The sequence below is a fragment of the Clostridium sp. CTA-1 genome (assembly GCF_054768215.1).
Map to the genome: position 1 here is coordinate 39,887 of NZ_BAAAAP010000018.1, position 16,089 is coordinate 55,975.

The window sequence follows — 16,089 nt, forward strand, 5'->3', positions numbered from 1 at the left end:
TATATAATTGCTTTTTAAATAAAGGGTATCGGTGGAATATTTCAAAATAAATTTATTTAAAATATATGAGAAATTCAAAATTATTATTAATATTTCTCATATTTTTAATACTTATTTTTTATAACATCTATACTAAATAAATCTTTTATATTAATTAATATTTGTGAAGTTACTTCTTCAGAACTTATTTCTTTTATTTCTGCTATCTTATCTATCATATATTTTATATACTCAGATCTGTTTCTTTTACCTCTTAAAGGAGTAGGAGCCATATATGGGCAATCAGTTTCAACTAAGATTCTATCCATTGGAACACTTTTTATAACTTCTACTATTTTTTTAGCATTTTTAAAAGTTACCACTCCTGTAACCCCTATATAATATCCTAAATCTACACATTGCTTAGCAAACTCTACACTACCTGAAAAACAATGCACTTCTCCTTTTACATTAGAAAATTGTTTTATAATATCTAATGTATCTTTATGCGCATCTCTATCATGTATCACTACAGGTAAGTTTAATTTTTCTGCTAATTCCATTTGCTTTTTAAAAGCTTTTATTTGAATATCCCGCTTAGGATTTTCTTCATAATAATAGTCTAGTCCTATTTCTCCTATAGCTTTTACTTTCTCATTTTCTGATAGTCTTTCTATTTCCTTTAAGGTTTTTTCATTAATTTCTTCTGCATTTTCTGGATGCACTCCTACTGCTGCATAAAAGAAATTATATTTGTTGCTCAACTCTACTGATGTTTTAGAAGTATCTAAAGAAGAACCACAATTTAATACTCCTAATATGCCGAATTCTTCAAGTTCTTTTATAACTTCACTTCTATCTTCATCAAAAGCTTCATCATCATAATGGGCATGAGCATCAAATATTCTATATTTTTTCATAGAATTGCCTCCAAATCCCAATATTTTATTTTTTCTTTAAACTTTATTAATATATTCTTAATAATTTTTCATTTTCTATATATTATAATTAAAATTTTTAAATTAGTCAAAGCGATTATTTTTAGAAATTAAAATTGACTGGAAAATTAATTATATTTTACTTAATATAGGAGATAAAATTCCTATTAAAGCACCTAATAATCCTCCCAACCAAGTTATTGCTTTTAACTCTTTGCTAGATATTTCCAATATTATTTCTTCAGCCAAATAAACATCAAACTCATTTATTCTATCTTCTACAATACTAGCTATATCAAGGATTGATATAACCTCTTCTGCTTGGTTTTCTATGAATCTATTATATACATTTTTTACCATTTGGTAACTAGTATTTAATATTCCTTCTTCATTTCCTTGAGTTAATTCGTATATAGGTGTCTTCATAAAGTTTTCAATTATATCACTTATCAAATTATTAATTATAACTTCAAAATTTTCACTATCTATAAATTTATCTATAATACTATTTATAAATTTATATGGATCTATATTTATTTTTTCTATTATGTCATTTAAAGAACTTTTCCCCTGAATATGACTTTCTATTTTTTCTATTATTTCTAAAATCATCTCAGTATTTTGGAATTTTTCGCATAATATATCTACTGTTTCATCCACAATTACATCCTTATTGTTTTCTGGTATATTTTCTATAATATCCTGTAAATCTGTATCTAAGATTTTGTCTATACTTTTATTTACTAAAGATACCATTTCTTCTTTAGTTTCTTCCCTTTGTAAGTATTCTTCTAAAAATACAATTGTTTTATCTGATATAGCATTTATGTCTACAAACATTGACATAAAAGAATTTACATTATTATTTATAACTTCTTTTAATATATTTTTTAATTTATTTATATTTTCTTCTTCTTTAAGCATTTCATTTATGTAATTTGATAAATTATCTTTCTTTCTATAAACATATACTTTTATATTTGAACTAAAGTTACTAGGGATTATATCACCTATTTTTTTATTTAAAACTTCCTCATCCTTTATATTTTCTATGATTAAGCTTTTTAAAACATGTTTAAAATTATCTGACTTTAAATACTCATTTGTATTATTTATTAAACTTGCTTTTATTTGTTTATATATGTGATTATTAGTAATATGGTTACCATTAAGAGATAATATCTTATCTAACTTAATTTTTATAATTTCTTTCATTTTGTCTCTATTCTTTTCATTTTTTAAATTGTTAATAGTTAACTTACTTAAACTTGTTTTTAAAGCAGTTATAAAATACTCATATTTATAATCTAAAAACTCTTTAAATTTATCTTCCAAAGTTTTTTTTGTTGTGATTAAAGAATATACCTTTTGTCTTATCCAAATTTTAAGTCTGTTATTCATATTTTCACTACATAAAGACTTTACGATAATCTCACTAGATAATAAATGCTCTCCTATAGCATTACCTACACTTTTTGCTATTCTAGTTTTTTCTTTTGGAATAAGTCCTGGTGTAAATGGAACCTTCATACCGAATATTTTTTTTTCTTCATAGGGTCTAAATAACATCTTTATAGCTATCCAATTAGTAAGATAACCTATTATTCCACCTATTATTGATGCTATTAAAAATTTCATTTTTTCAAACTCCTCACTTTAATATTTTATGATAATATATTACAAAATAAATTATAAATTGTAAATTTACTACTTTCAATATATTATGTACCGAAAACAAAGCTGCTAACAAACTTTATTTGTCAACAGCTCAGTTCTTAATTTGATATAATTAGCTTTAATCCTTACCTTACTATATTTCCTTCTTCAATGTCTCCATCTATAGATGCTACAAATAACTCACTATCATCTTCTGTTGATGCTGCTAAAATCATTCCTTGTGACAATTCTCCTCTTAGCTTAACAGGCTTTAAATTAGCTACTAATACTACTTTTTTACCTATTAAATCTTCTGGTTTATAATATTTAGCTATTCCTGAAACTACCTGTCTTTCTTCTCCACCTAAGCTAACTTTTAATTTTAATAATTTTTTAGCTCCTTTTATAGGCTCACAGTCTAAAACTTTAGCTACTCTTAAATCTATTTTTTCAAAATCATCTATAGTTATTTCTTCTTTTATAGGTGCTATATTTTTAGCTTTGTTTTGTCTTAATTGTTCTTCTTTAAGTTTATTTAATTCATCTATTTTCTTTTCTATATCTATTCTTGGGAATATAGCTTCTCCTTTTTTAACCTTTGTACCTACTTTAGTTCCGTTAAATTCACTTAAACTATCCCAATTTAAGATGTCTGTATTTATCTGTTCATTTATTTTTATACTTGTTTCCGGTATAAATGCTGATATACATACTGATATTATTCTTAAACTTTCTACTAAATTATATAATACTGTGCCTAATCTTTCTTTTTTAGACTCGTCTTTTGCAAGAATCCATGGTGTTGTTTCATCTATATATTTATTAGCTCTTCCTATAAATGTCCATATTTCTTCTAACGCTTCTGGAATTCTTAGTTTTTCCATATTTTCTTCTACTTTTCTTGGAGTTTCAAGGGCTAATTTTATTAAATCTTCATCTATATCTTCTTTACAATTTCCCTCTGGTATTTCTCCATCAAAATATTTTTCTATCATAGCTACTGTTCTAGATAATAGATTTCCTAAATCATTTGCTAAATCTGAATTTATTTTTTTTATAAAAATCTCATTATTAAACATTCCGTCTGCGCCAAAAGGTATTTCTCGAAGAAGATAGTATCTTACAGGATCTGTGCCAAAATGATTTACTAAAACCACTGGATCCACCACATTACCTTTAGATTTTGACATTTTACCACCATCTACTAAAAGCCATCCATGACCAAATACTTGCTTTGGAAGAGGTATATCTAATGCCATAAGCATAATTGGCCAGTATATAGTATGAAATCTTAATATATCCTTACCAACTAAATGCACATCTGCTGGCCAATATCTTTTATATAATTCATCCTTTTCTGTATTATATCCTAATGCTGTTATATAATTAGCTAGTGCATCTATCCAAACATATATTACATGCTTTTCATCAAAAGTCACTGGTATTCCCCAATCAAAAGATGTTCTAGATACACATAAATCTTGAAGACCAGGTTTTAAAAAATTATTTATCATTTCATTTTTTCTTGATTCCGGTTGTATAAAATCTGGATGAGATTCTATATATTCTATAAGTTTTGGAGCATATTTTGACATTTTAAAGAAATAAGCTTCTTCCTTTGCTTTTTCTACAGGTCTTCCGCAATCTGGACATTTTCCTTCTACTAATTGAGTTTCTGTCCAAAAGGATTCACAAGGTGTGCAATACCATCCTTCATATTCACTTTTGTATATATCTCCCTTATCATACAATGTTTTAAATATTTTCTGTACTAATTCTACATGATAATCATCTGTTGTTCTTATAAATTTATCATAATCTATATTCATCATTTTCCATAGGTCTTTTATTCCCGCTACTATTTCATCTACATAAGCCTTAGGTGTAACCCCTTTAGCCTCTGCTAATCTTTGTATTTTTTGTCCGTGTTCATCTGTACCTGTTAAAAACATTACATCATAACCTGTAAGTCTTTTAAATCTAGCTAAGGTATCCGCAGCTACTGTTGTATAGGTATTTCCTATATGAAGTTTAGCTGATGGATAGTATATAGGTGTTGTTACATAATAAGTTCCCTTTGACATTCTTAGTCCTCCTTCATCTTTATAATATAAAAACCTCTATATAAAACTCTTAGTTTTATATAGAGGCGTAAATTTCGCTGTACCACTCTAATTCACCTTTACTTCACAGTAAAAGTCTTAATAAGTGACTTCATATATATGTTATCACTTTACAATATAACGGTTGTTACCGTGTTATCCTACTATACTTCAGACAACCTGCTCTGGAGCCATATTCGTAAGTTTCCATATCATCGGCTTTCACCTTATCCGACTCTCTTTAGATATCTTCACTTATTACTCTTTCCTTCATAGCATTTAGTATAATCATAGGGTATAAATAAGTTTCTGTCAATATATTCATTATATTTATATATTATTATTTCTATAATACACAAAATTATTCTAATATATCAATAATTTCTTCTATATCTTTTATAGCTTCATATAACTTTTCCTTTTGCTCCAAAGATAAATTCATTATTTTTTCTTCTATATTATCTACTTTACCTTTTATTTCTTTATCTATCAAATTTATTCCTTTTTCTGTTAAACTATAAAAAGTATTTCTCCTGTCTCTCTCATCCACTTCTCTATAAACCAATTCCTCTTCCATCATTCTAGTTAACATTATACATAAACTAGATGTAGACACACATATATATGTACTTAACTTTTTTAATGTTATTTTTTTATTCTTTTTTAAAATAAATAATGTTACAAACTGTTGCTCTGTTAATTTTAATGTAAAATTTAAATTTAAATATTCCCTAGTTTGTTTTTTCATAGTAATCATAAATTTTATGAGTTCTTTTGATAATTCCGTATTATCCATTTGTATCCTCTTTCACTTTATATTAGCTTTAAATTATGTTATTTTTGATCAATTCATCATATTTTACCTTAATAGATTTTAAGTCCTGCCAAAATAATTTTTTCTTAGACTCATCTCTAAATAAAGCTGCTGGATGAAAAGTTGCCATAATATGATATCCTTTTCTTTCTATCCATTTTCCCCTATCTCTTGTTATTCTAAATTGCTCTCCAATAATATATTTCAAAGGAGTTGCTCCTAAACAAACTATAATTTTAGGTTTTACTAATGCCACTTGATTCCTTAGAAAGGGTAAACACTCCCTAGCTTCTTCTTCTTTAGGTGTTCTATTATTTTCTGGTCTACATTTGCAAACATTACATATATAATAATGTTCATCTCTTTTAAATTCTAATGCTAACAATGCTTTAGTAAGTAACTGCCCAGCTTTTCCCACAAAAGGTTTTCCTGTTCTATCCTCATCTGCTCCTGGAGCTTCTCCTATAAAAATAATAGGTGCATTTATATATCCTTCTCCAAATACCATATTAGTTCTATCTTTAACTAAAGGGCATTTGTTACAATTAATACATTCATTATATAACTGAGACCACTTTAGCACTTTTCTCACCTCTATTTCTATACATTATATTTTAGTTTAATTTTATCATATAAATATATCTTTATTAACTATATTGCTTTATTTCATAGTATAAGTTACTATTAAATTGCCAATATTTTCGAGTGGGGGAATTTTATTGAAAATTAATAAAGAAAATATAAAAACTGTACTATCTTTAGCTCTCCCTGCGGTTGGAGAGATGATTCTATATATGATGATATGGGTTCTTGATACTATGATGGTTGGACAATATGGCGGCCAAATTGCTGTAAGTACTGTAGGATTAAGTTCTGAAATAATATATACTTTTACAAATATATTTATAGCTGTTGGATTATCTATTGGTATAACTTCTATAGTAGCTAGAAGCTATGGAAGTAAAGATTTACCCTTAGCTGAAGAGTATGCCTCTATAGGATTATTTATAGGAATGTTAATAGCCTTTTGTATTTCCATTATACTATTTATTTTTCCTAAAGCCATTCTTAGCCTTTCTAATGCTAAAGAAGCTGTATTGATAAATGGAACAATATATATGAAAATAGTTTCTCTAGGAATATTTTTTAGTATGCTAACTAGCCTAATGAATTCTATAGTTAGGGGATATGGCAATACCAAAACCCCTTTATTTATATCCATATTAATTAACATAGTAAATTTAACTTTAGATTATGGACTTATATTTGGCAAATTAGGATTGCCCGAATTAGGAATAAAAGGTGCTGCTATAGCAACTTCTATAGCTAACCTATCTGGTTTTATATTTGGTATATACTATTTATTTACTAAATCTAAAATTAAACCTAAAATAAAGTATATTAAAAATATTAATATAAACCGTTTAAAATACTTAATAGGATTATCTATTCCATCATCACTTCAAGAGGCTTCATTAAGTGTAAGTAAATTAATTAATACTTTTATGATAATGCATTTAGGAACTGTAGCTTTTGCATCTAATCAAATAGCTCTTACTGTAGAATCTATATCCTTTATGCCTGGTTGGGGTTTTGCTGTAGCAGCAACTACATTAACTGGTCATAAAATAGGCGAAAAAAATATTGAAAAAGCTAAAGACTATTCACATACTTGCGCATTATTAGGGATTTGTATAATGGGAATAACCGGTCTTATTTTTCTTATATTCCCATCATTTATAATAAAATTATTTATAACAAGTTCTGAGAAACAAGTTATCGCTTTAGGTAGCCGTTGTCTTATGATTGCTTCTTTAGAACAAATTCCTATGGCTATATCAATGATTTTAGGTGGATCATTAAAAGGATTTGGAGATACTAAAACACCATTTTTAGTTTCCTTTATTTCCAGTTGGCTTCTTAGACTCCCTTTAATGTTCTATTTTATATATATAGTTAAATCTTCTGTAACCTATATTTGGTGGATAACTTCTATTCAATGGATATTTGAAGCTGTATGCTTAACTATATTTTTCAGAAAAAAATTTAATAAATAAAAATTTACAAAAACACTTTGAATTGAAGTACATATCAAATCTTAGCTTTTATATAATGATTTAGATACACTCCAAAATTCAGAGTGTTTTTATAATATTATATTAGTAACTAATACGGCCATTATTATAGCTACCATATCTGCAAAAATAGCAGCCCATAATGTATGTCTTATTTTTTTTATTCCAACAGCTCCAAAATAAACTGTTATTGTATAAAAAATAGTTTCTGTAGATCCCATTATAATAGATGCCATTTTACCCACATTGCTATCTGGACCAAACTGTTTTAATATATCTGCAAATACCCCTAAAGCACCACTTCCTGATAAAGGTTTTATTAAAACTAAAGGTACTAATTCTCCTGGCAATCCTATTAAATTTGATACTGGTCTTAAAACATTGATCAAACAATCTAAAGCTTTAGACTCCCTAAAAACAGCTATGGCCACCATCATGGCAAGAAGATATGGAAATATTCTAATGCATATACTTACACCATCCTTAGCTCCCTCGACAAAGCATTCATATACTTTAACCTTCTTAACCATTCCATAGGCTATGATTAAAAGTATAATAATAGGAATTATGGCTTTAACTATATAATTCACAAACTTCCTCCTTTAAAAATACTTTTGTAATACTTTACAAAAAATCACTCCACAAAAGGCTGCTGTGGATGTAACTATTATAGCTGGTATTATTATTTCACCTGGGTTTTTAGACCCCATGGCTGCTCTTATAGATATAACAGTAGTTGGCACTAGCTGTATGCAAGCAGCATTCAAAACCAAAAATAATGCCATATCATTACTAGCTTCCTCTTCTCTTACATTTAATCTTTTAAGTTCCTTCATAGCTTTTATTCCAAAAGGAGTTGCAGCATTAGAAAGTCCCATCATATTAGCTGTTAAATTCATTGTTATAGCACCTAAGGCTTTATTGTCATTCTTACTATCTTTAAATATAAGCTTTAAAATAGGTTTTATAAATTTAGCTATTTTATCTGTTAACCCACTTTCTTCTGCTATTTTCATAATTCCGCACCATAGGCTCATAACCCCTACCAATCCTATAACTAACTTTACAGTTGAATTTGTAGATTCTATTATAGATTTTGATAATTGTTCTCCGTTACCTGAAAACACTCCAAAAATTATTCCTACTAAAAATATAATTCCCCATATAATATTTACCATAATACCTCCTTTTAAAAACAAAAATATATTTAATATATATGATATATTTGTTTAAATAATAATTGTTTTGTTATATCATTAAATTATTATATTAACAAAAATAGTTTAGGAGGCTTTTCATGACTTTAAGAGAAATTATGAAATATATAGAAAGCGAATTTTCTATTATAAATAAAACCCCTTGTGATATATGTGGTGGCAACTATTTAACCAAGGATTTATCTATTAACTTACTAGATTCTATTCCTTATGATATTTGTGATTGTATTTGTTCTAATTGTGGTCACGAAAAAATTTTTAAATTTTATGCTCCATTTATAGATGAATCTAAAAAAGAAAATTATTCAAAAATAATAAATTAAATATTTATAAAAAGATTATTATCAGAAAATTATATTACCTGGGAAATATAAACTATTATATTATTTTACTAATAATTATCCATAACCAAGAAACTTTTTAATAGAAAATTTTCCCAGTTAATTTGAAATTAAACAATACAAATAAAAGCTATGAAATATAGGGCTTATATAATGTGCCCTATATTTCATAGCCTTGTGTATTTGAAATAAACTTTATTATTTATAAAATTTTATAAACTATATTCCCAATAAAATCCAAAAATTCAAAAGTAAATATTAACTTTTATTATAATTAGGATTAGTTATTCTATCTTTAAAATTATCAATACCCTTTAAAGAACTAATATAAACCCTATTTAAAGTATAGATACCATCTTGTTTATTAGACCATCCTCCCTGAGTAGTAAATGCCATTTTATACCCAGCATCTTTAGCCGCTTTTATAGATTCTTCATTCCACTTACCATAGGGATAAGCTATAAAATCTACTTTATGATTTAATATTTTTTCTAAATCATCCTTAGATTTTTTCATAGTTTGTAACTGCTTTTCATATGGTAAATCATCTAGCTTATCATGATTATATGTATGGCTAGCTATTTGTATACCCGCTTCATCCATTTCTTTAATTTGTTCTGAAGTTAAAGTACGTTTATCCTTATCTATATTACTAGTTACAACAAATACAGTAGCATTAAGTCCTAATTCTTTTAATATTGGGTATGCATTAGTATAGTTATCAACGTATCCGTCATCTAGTGTTATAACTATAGATTTCTCTGGAATAGGTTTGTTTTTTTCTAAGAAATTATATAACTCATTTAATGTTAATGTAGTATATCCATTATCTTTTAAATACTTCATTTGCTCTTTAAATTGTTCTTTAGGTAGTCTTAATTCATTTCCCTTTTCATAATCAATAGAATGATACATAAGCACAGGTATAGATTTGTTATTATATATAAGTGGCCCATTAGTAAATGTTCTTATATCACTTTCTTTAACAGATTTTTCTTGTTTTTTTGATTGTGCTTTATTTTTATCAATATTATTAGTATCTACATTGCTATTCTTTCTGCATCCACCAAACAATACTGCTATAATCATAATAAAAGCAAAAAGAATTAAACTTTTCTTGTTCTTCAAAAACTCACCCTCTTATAAGAATATTTGGTAATTTTAATTATATCATATATGTTGTTAATTATTAAGATTTAAAACTTTGTGGATATATTCTTAATTTAAAAGTGAATACTTTTTTAAAAGTATATATTATATTATAATCTTATACATTATATATATAGTTATCAACATTATCCACAGATAGCCTGTATATAACTTGTGTTTTTATTGTTGATTCAGTTGATATTTATAAATTTACTTATAAATATCATCCAATCACTGATTTTTATTACTATTTTTGTAAATTTGTATTTTTATAAATTTAAACTTCATTAATATTATCCACATATTGTGCGTAATTTGTGGACAACTTATACTATTCTGAATATAATATTATTAAATAAGAATATAAAATTTGAAATTGTTTCAATTTTCTTAACATTTGTTAAATTTTATGTTATTATAATAATGAGGATATTTATGAAAGGTCGTGTATATATGGGTAAAAAAATTATTTATGTAAATTTCAAAAAAAGAGTAGTATCCAATAGCTATAAAAGGCCTTTCTTGTTATTTATGCATAATTCTTTACGTAAAAAGCTTTTATTTTTTTACAATAAACATCTTAACAAATCAATAAAATTAATATACCATAAGAAAAATGATAATAAAAATATATCTTAAGGTGCAACTTTGTTGCACTTTTTTTTAAAGTATATATTATTATATATATAATATTAAGTTATTGGAGGTTTTTTAATGAGAATAGGATTGGGATACGATGTACATAAACTAGTTGAAAATAGGCCACTAATAATAGGTGGTGTTACCATCCCCCATGATAAAGGTTTACTAGGTCATTCTGATGCAGATGTATTAATTCACGCAATTATGGACGCCTTATTAGGAGCTGCAGCATTAGGTGATATAGGTAAGCACTTCCCTGATTCCGATAAAAATTTTAAAAATATATCAAGTCTCTTACTTTTATCTAAAGTTAAAAATTTAATAGACAAAGAAGGTTATAAAATTGTAAATATAGACTGTACTATAATAGCTCAAAAACCTAAAATGCTTTATCATATAGATTCTATGAAAAAAAATATTTGTAAGTGTTTACAATTAGATAATAATATGTTAAATATAAAAGCTACTACAGAAGAGGGGTTAGGTTTTACAGGTAAAGAGGACGGAATCTCTGCTAATGCTATTTGTCTTTTAGATTAAGACTATAAATTTAAAAATATTAAATTTACTAAAAATATAAGAGTTCACCTTAACTTATAAGTGAACTCTTATTTAAATTTATATTCTATCTAAGGTCTTTTCTAAATAAAGGCATAGACATACATCTTGGCCCGCCCCTTCCTCTGGATAATTCAGATGACGGTATAGTTAGAACCTCTACATTATTTTTATCTAATATTTCATTGGTTACATAATTTCTTTCATAAGTTATAACCTTACCTGGTGAAATAGCTAAAGTATTTGAGCCATCATTCCATTGCTCTCTAGCAGATATAATTTTATCTCCACCACCACAACGAATAACTTTTATATCTCTTTTTAAATATTTAGATAAAATTCCCTCTAAACTATCTATCTCTTCCTTAATTACAAGTTCCTTAGTTTTTTCATCATAAGTTATAGCATTTACTTTAAGTGTTCCTTCTATTTCTCCATGGACTGTGAATTTATTATGATCTAACATAGTAAACACTGTGTCTAAATGCATAAAAGCTCTTATTTTAGGTATATCAAACATTAGTATAACTTTAAAGCGTTCTCCTGCTTCAAATATCTTTTTAGCTAACTCCAAAACTGCTTCGCTATCTGTTCTCTCGCTATGTCCTATAGCTATAACTTCATCAGATAAAACTAGCTCATCTCCACCCTCTATACAATGCTTTCCAGTTCTATCATACCATAATGGTATATCTGAGTCTTTAAATTCTGGATGATATTTAAAGATATATTTTGCAAACATAGTTTCTCTTCTTCTTGTTTTAGTTCTCATAGCATTAATAGTTACACCTTTACCCATGGATGCGAATGGATCTCTTGTAAAATATAAATTAGGCATTGGATACATTAAAAAAGGATATTCTTCCTTTGATTCATCTATTCCTAACTCTTTTTTCCTTAAACCAGCCATGATTTTACAAACTAAGTCTTTTTCTTTCATGGATTCTAAATATTTTTTTATATTTTCTACATATTCTTTATTTTTAGTACCACTTTCTTCTATAGCTTCCTCTATAAACTTTTCTCTAATTTCTTTGTTTTGTATAACCTCTGCTGCTAAATCCTCTAAATATAAAACTTCAACATCATTATTTCTTAATGTATTAGCAAAAATATCGTGTTCTTCCTGTGCTACTTTTAAATAAGGTATGTCATCAAATAATAACGTTTCCATATATGCCGGAATTAAATTTTCAATTTCTTCTCCTGGTCTATGAAGTAACACTGTTTTAAGATCTCCTATTTCTGAATACACATGAATGTTTCTTTTTGCATTCATCTCTTTGTGCCCCTTTCAAGTTGATATTTATACTTACTATTATTTTTGTATTAATTCTTAAATATATGTTAATAATTATTTGATAAACTGTCAATATTATGAATATTCTCTAATAATGTATAAATGATAAATTATACATAGAACATTGAATTACATTTTTTGTCTATATAGCATATTTATAAACTTAAAATCATTTAGATTTATAAATATATACTTATCTACATTTTTTTGCATTATTTTAAAAATATCTATATTTCTAAATAGTATAAATATAAATATTTCTTGTATAAAAGAATAAAAAATTTTTTTTATGAATTAATATACTAATGATAATTATAATCTAATCATTATAATCATTTTTACAAAAATAAATCACTTAAAAAGCTATTATTAAGGATTAATAATGGCTTTTTAAGTGATTTATAAAAATATACAAAAATTATTTATTCTTCATAATCTAATTTATTATCAATTTTATTAGTGTAATCATTTACTATCTTTTTAACTAATTTTTTTATAGCACTAGCTTGACATATTAAAGTCATTACTATTAAAAATATAGTTATTCTACTTTCTTCATCACTATCTAATTCTAGTTTTGTTATTATATCTTTTAATTTATCTTCATCAAAATGCTGTCTAGCTACAAAGTCTTTAAAACTATCTTTTTGTATATCTGAAAATATCTTGTATGCATTTTCCCAAGATATTATATCATCACCTCTATCATTTATTTCATTAAAAGCTAATGTAAACACATTCTTTATTTCCTCAGTAGTAAGTAATGGCCTCATATAACTTAATAACACTAATTGAACTAAATGAAGCTTAGTATATCCTCTCTTCTTACCATCATGCGGTTTTGATATTACCTCATTTTTAATGTAATTTTGAACAATATTATTTGTATAATCTTCCTCTTCAAATTTATCATTCAAATAATCAATTACTTGTGATAAAAACAAATCATATTTAGGAAAATCTTCATAATCTACTATTGTATTATTAGATATTTCTTTTGCAAGCTTGTTTATATACTTTATTTTTTCTAAATTTTCATTTTCCATCTTATTGTTATTTCCCACCTTTAAAGACCTCCAAGCATACTTAAGTTTACCCTAAAGTATATTAAATTAAACTATAAAATTTAATATTATTAGTATAAATTTTTATTCTCTTTTAAATTGTATTTTTATAGATATGTATGTTATCCACATTTTATCAATAGTTGTCCACACATTTTTGTGGATAATTTAACTATTTAAGTTTATATTTTTACCTTAAAATATTTTATTTATTTTATGTTATACATAAATTTGTTATTCTATAATCTAATATACCCCGTTTATTCATTTTTTATATATTATAAATTACATATCCCAACAAGCAACTTCATTTTAATTACCCCCTTATACTTTATTATACCATAATTATATTAAAAATAATTGCAATTAGATTAATATATTTGCTAATGATTTTAAACAAAAATTTACATTTAATATTTAATTTGTTAAAATTATTGTTGTATTATTATATTGTATTGTGGTTTTAATTTATAAAATTACTTTTTATAATAGATTGATTCATTATTCGACACTGTTTTTTATTTATCCATATAATTACTATTTTATTTGTTTTTATTAAATTCTATAATTATTTTATTATTTTTTTTGATTTTGGCTGTATCCATTGATATATATGGTTTTATCATCATATATGACAGTATTTGGTCTATTGACTTTTCCCTTTAATGGTAGTATATTAACTTTAGATGGAAATAGATAATTAATTTGTAAATTAAATATAAAATATGTTGACTTTTAATGTCATATTTGCTATTATTTAATTAAACTATTGTCGAAAATTGATATTATTCGAGGAGGAAAATATATGAAATCAACAGGTGTGGTTAGAAGAGTAGACGAATTAGGAAGAATTGTTATTCCTATAGAATTGAGAAGGACTTTAGATATAGCTGAAAAAGATGCTCTAGAAATATATGTAGATGGTGAACAAATCATATTAAAAAAATATGAACCAGCATGTATATTCTGCGGAGATGCTAGAGATGTTATAAACTATAAAGGTAAAAATATTTGTAAAAACTGTCTTAATGAAATAAAAGACAATAAATAATTTAAAAGCCTCATTTAGAGGCTTTTTTTTATTTATAAATTAAGAGTGGAAACTAATTTTAGTTTCCACTCTTAGCTTATATAAAATTAATTATCTTACTCTTACACCTGCATAAAATTTATATACTGATGAAATTTTTACTACATCCCCTGTGTGAGGAGCATGTATCATTTGTCCTCCACCTATATATATACCTACATGACCTGTATGTGGGAATACTAAATCGCCAGGTTGTAATTGATCTTGTGAAACTCGAGTTCCTGCTCCAATTTGTCCATAAGTATCCCTTGGTAATTCTATACCTGCAGCATTTCTATATACATATTGAACAAAACCTGAACAGTCAAATCCGCTTGGTGATGTACCTCCCCAAACATAAGGGACTCCTTGGAATTGCATAGCATATCCTACTACATCTCCATGTACTGCTGGTGGTGCTGGATTTGATGGTTTACTACTACTGCTAGAAGAACTACTTCCTGATGAAGCTGGAGCTTCTACAGAAACACTACTTCCACCTCTTGATTGAGATACAGAAGATTGTGATTGTGCTGCTTGTCTCTCAGCTGCTTCTCTTTGTGCTGCTTCAGCCGCTTTTCTTTCATTCTCTTTTCTCAAATTAGTAAGTACTAATTCTTGCTTAGATTTTTCTGATTTCATACTAGATAATTTCTTTTCATTTTCTGATTTAAGTTGTACTATTTCTGTACTTTTCTTATCTAAAGCAACTTTCTTTTCTTTAATTTCTTCTTTTTTTGTCTTTAATTCCTTTATAACTCCTTGGTCAAATCCCATAACCTTTTTAACTGTGTCTACTCTAGTTATTAAATCACTTAATCCTTCTGATTCTAATATTATATCTGCATAACTGTCAAAGCCACTTATGTACATAGCTCTTACTCTTTTATTAAATAAATCTTCACGGGATTCTATTTGTTTTTGAGCTTTTTCTATATCTTTTCCTAATTTAGATATGTCTTCTTTATTCTTTTCTATATCTTTATTATTATCTTCTATTTTATACATTAAGCCTTGTATACTATTGTCCATATTTTGTATTTTTTCTTCAAGTTCTAATGTCTTATCATGCGCTTGTCCATTTGATGGTGCTGCCATAACTTTTGCATTAATAGACACTGCTAATGCTAATGCTATTACCGCAGACAAAACTTTCTTATTCACTATTTATCTTCCTCCCATTCC

Annotated in this window: 14 protein-coding genes, 1 pseudogene and 1 other annotated feature; of the genes and pseudogenes, 4 read left to right on the forward strand and 11 right to left on the reverse strand. The window is 26.2% G+C overall.

The window, feature by feature from the left end:
- Nucleotides 1–104 precede the first annotated feature (104 nt).
- From ACYUEW_RS13950 to ACYUEW_RS13970, 5 genes and pseudogenes are all read right to left on the reverse strand, one after another.
- Nucleotides 105–899: a TatD family hydrolase gene (locus ACYUEW_RS13950; protein ID WP_003487999.1), complete on the reverse strand. Its 795-nt coding sequence runs from the start codon at nucleotides 897–899 to the stop codon at nucleotides 105–107.
- A gap of 150 nt (nucleotides 900–1,049) precedes the next feature.
- Entirely contained in the window at nucleotides 1,050–2,555 is a 1,506-nt protein-coding gene (locus ACYUEW_RS13955) for a DUF445 family protein (RefSeq protein WP_003488000.1), read from the reverse strand.
- A gap of 164 nt (nucleotides 2,556–2,719) precedes the next feature.
- Nucleotides 2,720–4,669, reverse strand: a pseudogene (gene metG, locus ACYUEW_RS13960) (methionine--tRNA ligase); the annotation flags it as partial.
- Nucleotides 4,670–4,715: 46 nt separating this feature from the next.
- Nucleotides 4,716–4,958, reverse strand: a binding site (T-box leader).
- Between the two features lie 78 nt (nucleotides 4,959–5,036).
- Entirely contained in the window at nucleotides 5,037–5,471 is a 435-nt protein-coding gene (locus ACYUEW_RS13965) for a MarR family transcriptional regulator (protein ID WP_030032775.1), read from the reverse strand.
- A gap of 28 nt (nucleotides 5,472–5,499) precedes the next feature.
- A complete protein-coding gene (locus ACYUEW_RS13970) occupies nucleotides 5,500–6,072 on the reverse strand; it encodes a uracil-DNA glycosylase (RefSeq protein ID WP_042385976.1) in 573 nt (190 codons plus the stop codon).
- A 136-nt stretch (nucleotides 6,073–6,208) separates the two neighbouring features.
- Here ACYUEW_RS13970 and ACYUEW_RS13975 point away from each other — a divergent pair, with 136 nt between their 5' ends.
- Nucleotides 6,209–7,546 carry an MATE family efflux transporter gene (locus ACYUEW_RS13975; RefSeq protein WP_042385978.1) on the forward strand — a complete coding sequence of 446 codons (1,338 nt, stop codon included), beginning with the start codon at nucleotides 6,209–6,211 and terminating at the stop codon, nucleotides 7,544–7,546.
- A gap of 89 nt (nucleotides 7,547–7,635) precedes the next feature.
- Here ACYUEW_RS13975 and ACYUEW_RS13980 read toward each other — a convergent pair whose 3' ends face one another.
- Both ACYUEW_RS13980 and ACYUEW_RS13985 read right to left on the reverse strand, forming a co-directional pair.
- A complete protein-coding gene (locus ACYUEW_RS13980) occupies nucleotides 7,636–8,154 on the reverse strand; it encodes a spore maturation protein (RefSeq protein WP_003488005.1) in 519 nt (172 codons plus the stop codon).
- Nucleotides 8,155–8,166: 12 nt separating this feature from the next.
- Nucleotides 8,167–8,742, reverse strand: coding sequence for a nucleoside recognition domain-containing protein (locus ACYUEW_RS13985; protein ID WP_003488006.1), 576 nt, complete (start codon nucleotides 8,740–8,742; stop codon nucleotides 8,167–8,169).
- Nucleotides 8,743–8,861: 119 nt separating this feature from the next.
- Between ACYUEW_RS13985 and ACYUEW_RS13990 the strand changes: the two genes are divergently transcribed.
- Nucleotides 8,862–9,104, forward strand: coding sequence for a hypothetical protein (locus tag ACYUEW_RS13990; protein ID WP_003488007.1), 243 nt, complete (start codon nucleotides 8,862–8,864; stop codon nucleotides 9,102–9,104).
- Between the two features lie 276 nt (nucleotides 9,105–9,380).
- On the opposite strand, the gene ACYUEW_RS13995 is transcribed toward ACYUEW_RS13990, so the two are convergent.
- Nucleotides 9,381–10,250, reverse strand: a complete 870-nt coding sequence (locus ACYUEW_RS13995; protein ID WP_080333471.1) for a polysaccharide deacetylase family protein — start codon at nucleotides 10,248–10,250, stop codon at nucleotides 9,381–9,383.
- Between the two features lie 735 nt (nucleotides 10,251–10,985).
- Between ACYUEW_RS13995 and ispF the strand changes: the two genes are divergently transcribed.
- Entirely contained in the window at nucleotides 10,986–11,453 is a 468-nt protein-coding gene (gene ispF, locus ACYUEW_RS14000; protein WP_045515695.1) for a 2-C-methyl-D-erythritol 2,4-cyclodiphosphate synthase, read from the forward strand.
- An 85-nt stretch (nucleotides 11,454–11,538) separates the two neighbouring features.
- On the opposite strand, the gene arcA is transcribed toward ispF, so the two are convergent.
- Both arcA and ACYUEW_RS14010 read right to left on the reverse strand, forming a co-directional pair.
- Nucleotides 11,539–12,750 (reverse strand): arginine deiminase, encoded by a 1,212-nt coding sequence (gene arcA, locus ACYUEW_RS14005; protein WP_003488011.1) that lies wholly within the window; start codon nucleotides 12,748–12,750, stop codon nucleotides 11,539–11,541.
- A gap of 443 nt (nucleotides 12,751–13,193) precedes the next feature.
- Nucleotides 13,194–13,817 carry a DUF1836 domain-containing protein gene (locus tag ACYUEW_RS14010; protein WP_042386447.1) on the reverse strand — a complete coding sequence of 208 codons (624 nt, stop codon included), beginning with the start codon at nucleotides 13,815–13,817 and terminating at the stop codon, nucleotides 13,194–13,196.
- 823 nt (nucleotides 13,818–14,640) lie between these two features.
- Here ACYUEW_RS14010 and ACYUEW_RS14015 point away from each other — a divergent pair.
- Complete coding sequence (locus ACYUEW_RS14015) at nucleotides 14,641–14,886, forward strand: AbrB/MazE/SpoVT family DNA-binding domain-containing protein (protein ID WP_003388120.1); 246 nt, start codon at nucleotides 14,641–14,643, stop codon at nucleotides 14,884–14,886.
- A 90-nt stretch (nucleotides 14,887–14,976) separates the two neighbouring features.
- Here the strand turns inward: ACYUEW_RS14015 and ACYUEW_RS14020 are convergent, their stop codons facing one another.
- The gene (locus ACYUEW_RS14020; protein WP_003488013.1) at nucleotides 14,977–16,068 is read right to left on the reverse strand and encodes a C40 family peptidase; all 1,092 of its coding nucleotides are present in this window, start codon (nucleotides 16,066–16,068) and stop codon (nucleotides 14,977–14,979) included.
- Between the last annotated feature and the right edge of the window lie 21 nt (nucleotides 16,069–16,089).

What these genes read in the sequence shown, in the direction of transcription:
- ACYUEW_RS13955 (WP_003488000.1), bottom strand. Translation starts at nt 2,555, where the DNA reads ATGAAATTTTTAATAGCATCAATAATAGGTGGAATAATAGGTTATCTT.
- arcA (WP_003488011.1), bottom strand. Translation starts at nt 12,750, where the DNA reads ATGAATGCAAAAAGAAACATTCATGTGTATTCAGAAATAGGAGATCTT.
- ACYUEW_RS13965 (WP_030032775.1), bottom strand. Translation starts at nt 5,471, where the DNA reads ATGGATAATACGGAATTATCAAAAGAACTCATAAAATTTATGATTACT.
- ACYUEW_RS14010 (WP_042386447.1), bottom strand. Translation starts at nt 13,817, where the DNA reads ATGGAAAATGAAAATTTAGAAAAAATAAAGTATATAAACAAGCTTGCA.
- ispF (WP_045515695.1), top strand. Translation starts at nt 10,986, where the DNA reads ATGAGAATAGGATTGGGATACGATGTACATAAACTAGTTGAAAATAGG.
- ACYUEW_RS14015 (WP_003388120.1), top strand. Translation starts at nt 14,641, where the DNA reads ATGAAATCAACAGGTGTGGTTAGAAGAGTAGACGAATTAGGAAGAATT.
- ACYUEW_RS13950 (WP_003487999.1), bottom strand. Translation starts at nt 899, where the DNA reads ATGAAAAAATATAGAATATTTGATGCTCATGCCCATTATGATGATGAA.
- ACYUEW_RS13985 (WP_003488006.1), bottom strand. Translation starts at nt 8,742, where the DNA reads ATGGTAAATATTATATGGGGAATTATATTTTTAGTAGGAATAATTTTT.
- ACYUEW_RS13990 (WP_003488007.1), top strand. Translation starts at nt 8,862, where the DNA reads ATGACTTTAAGAGAAATTATGAAATATATAGAAAGCGAATTTTCTATT.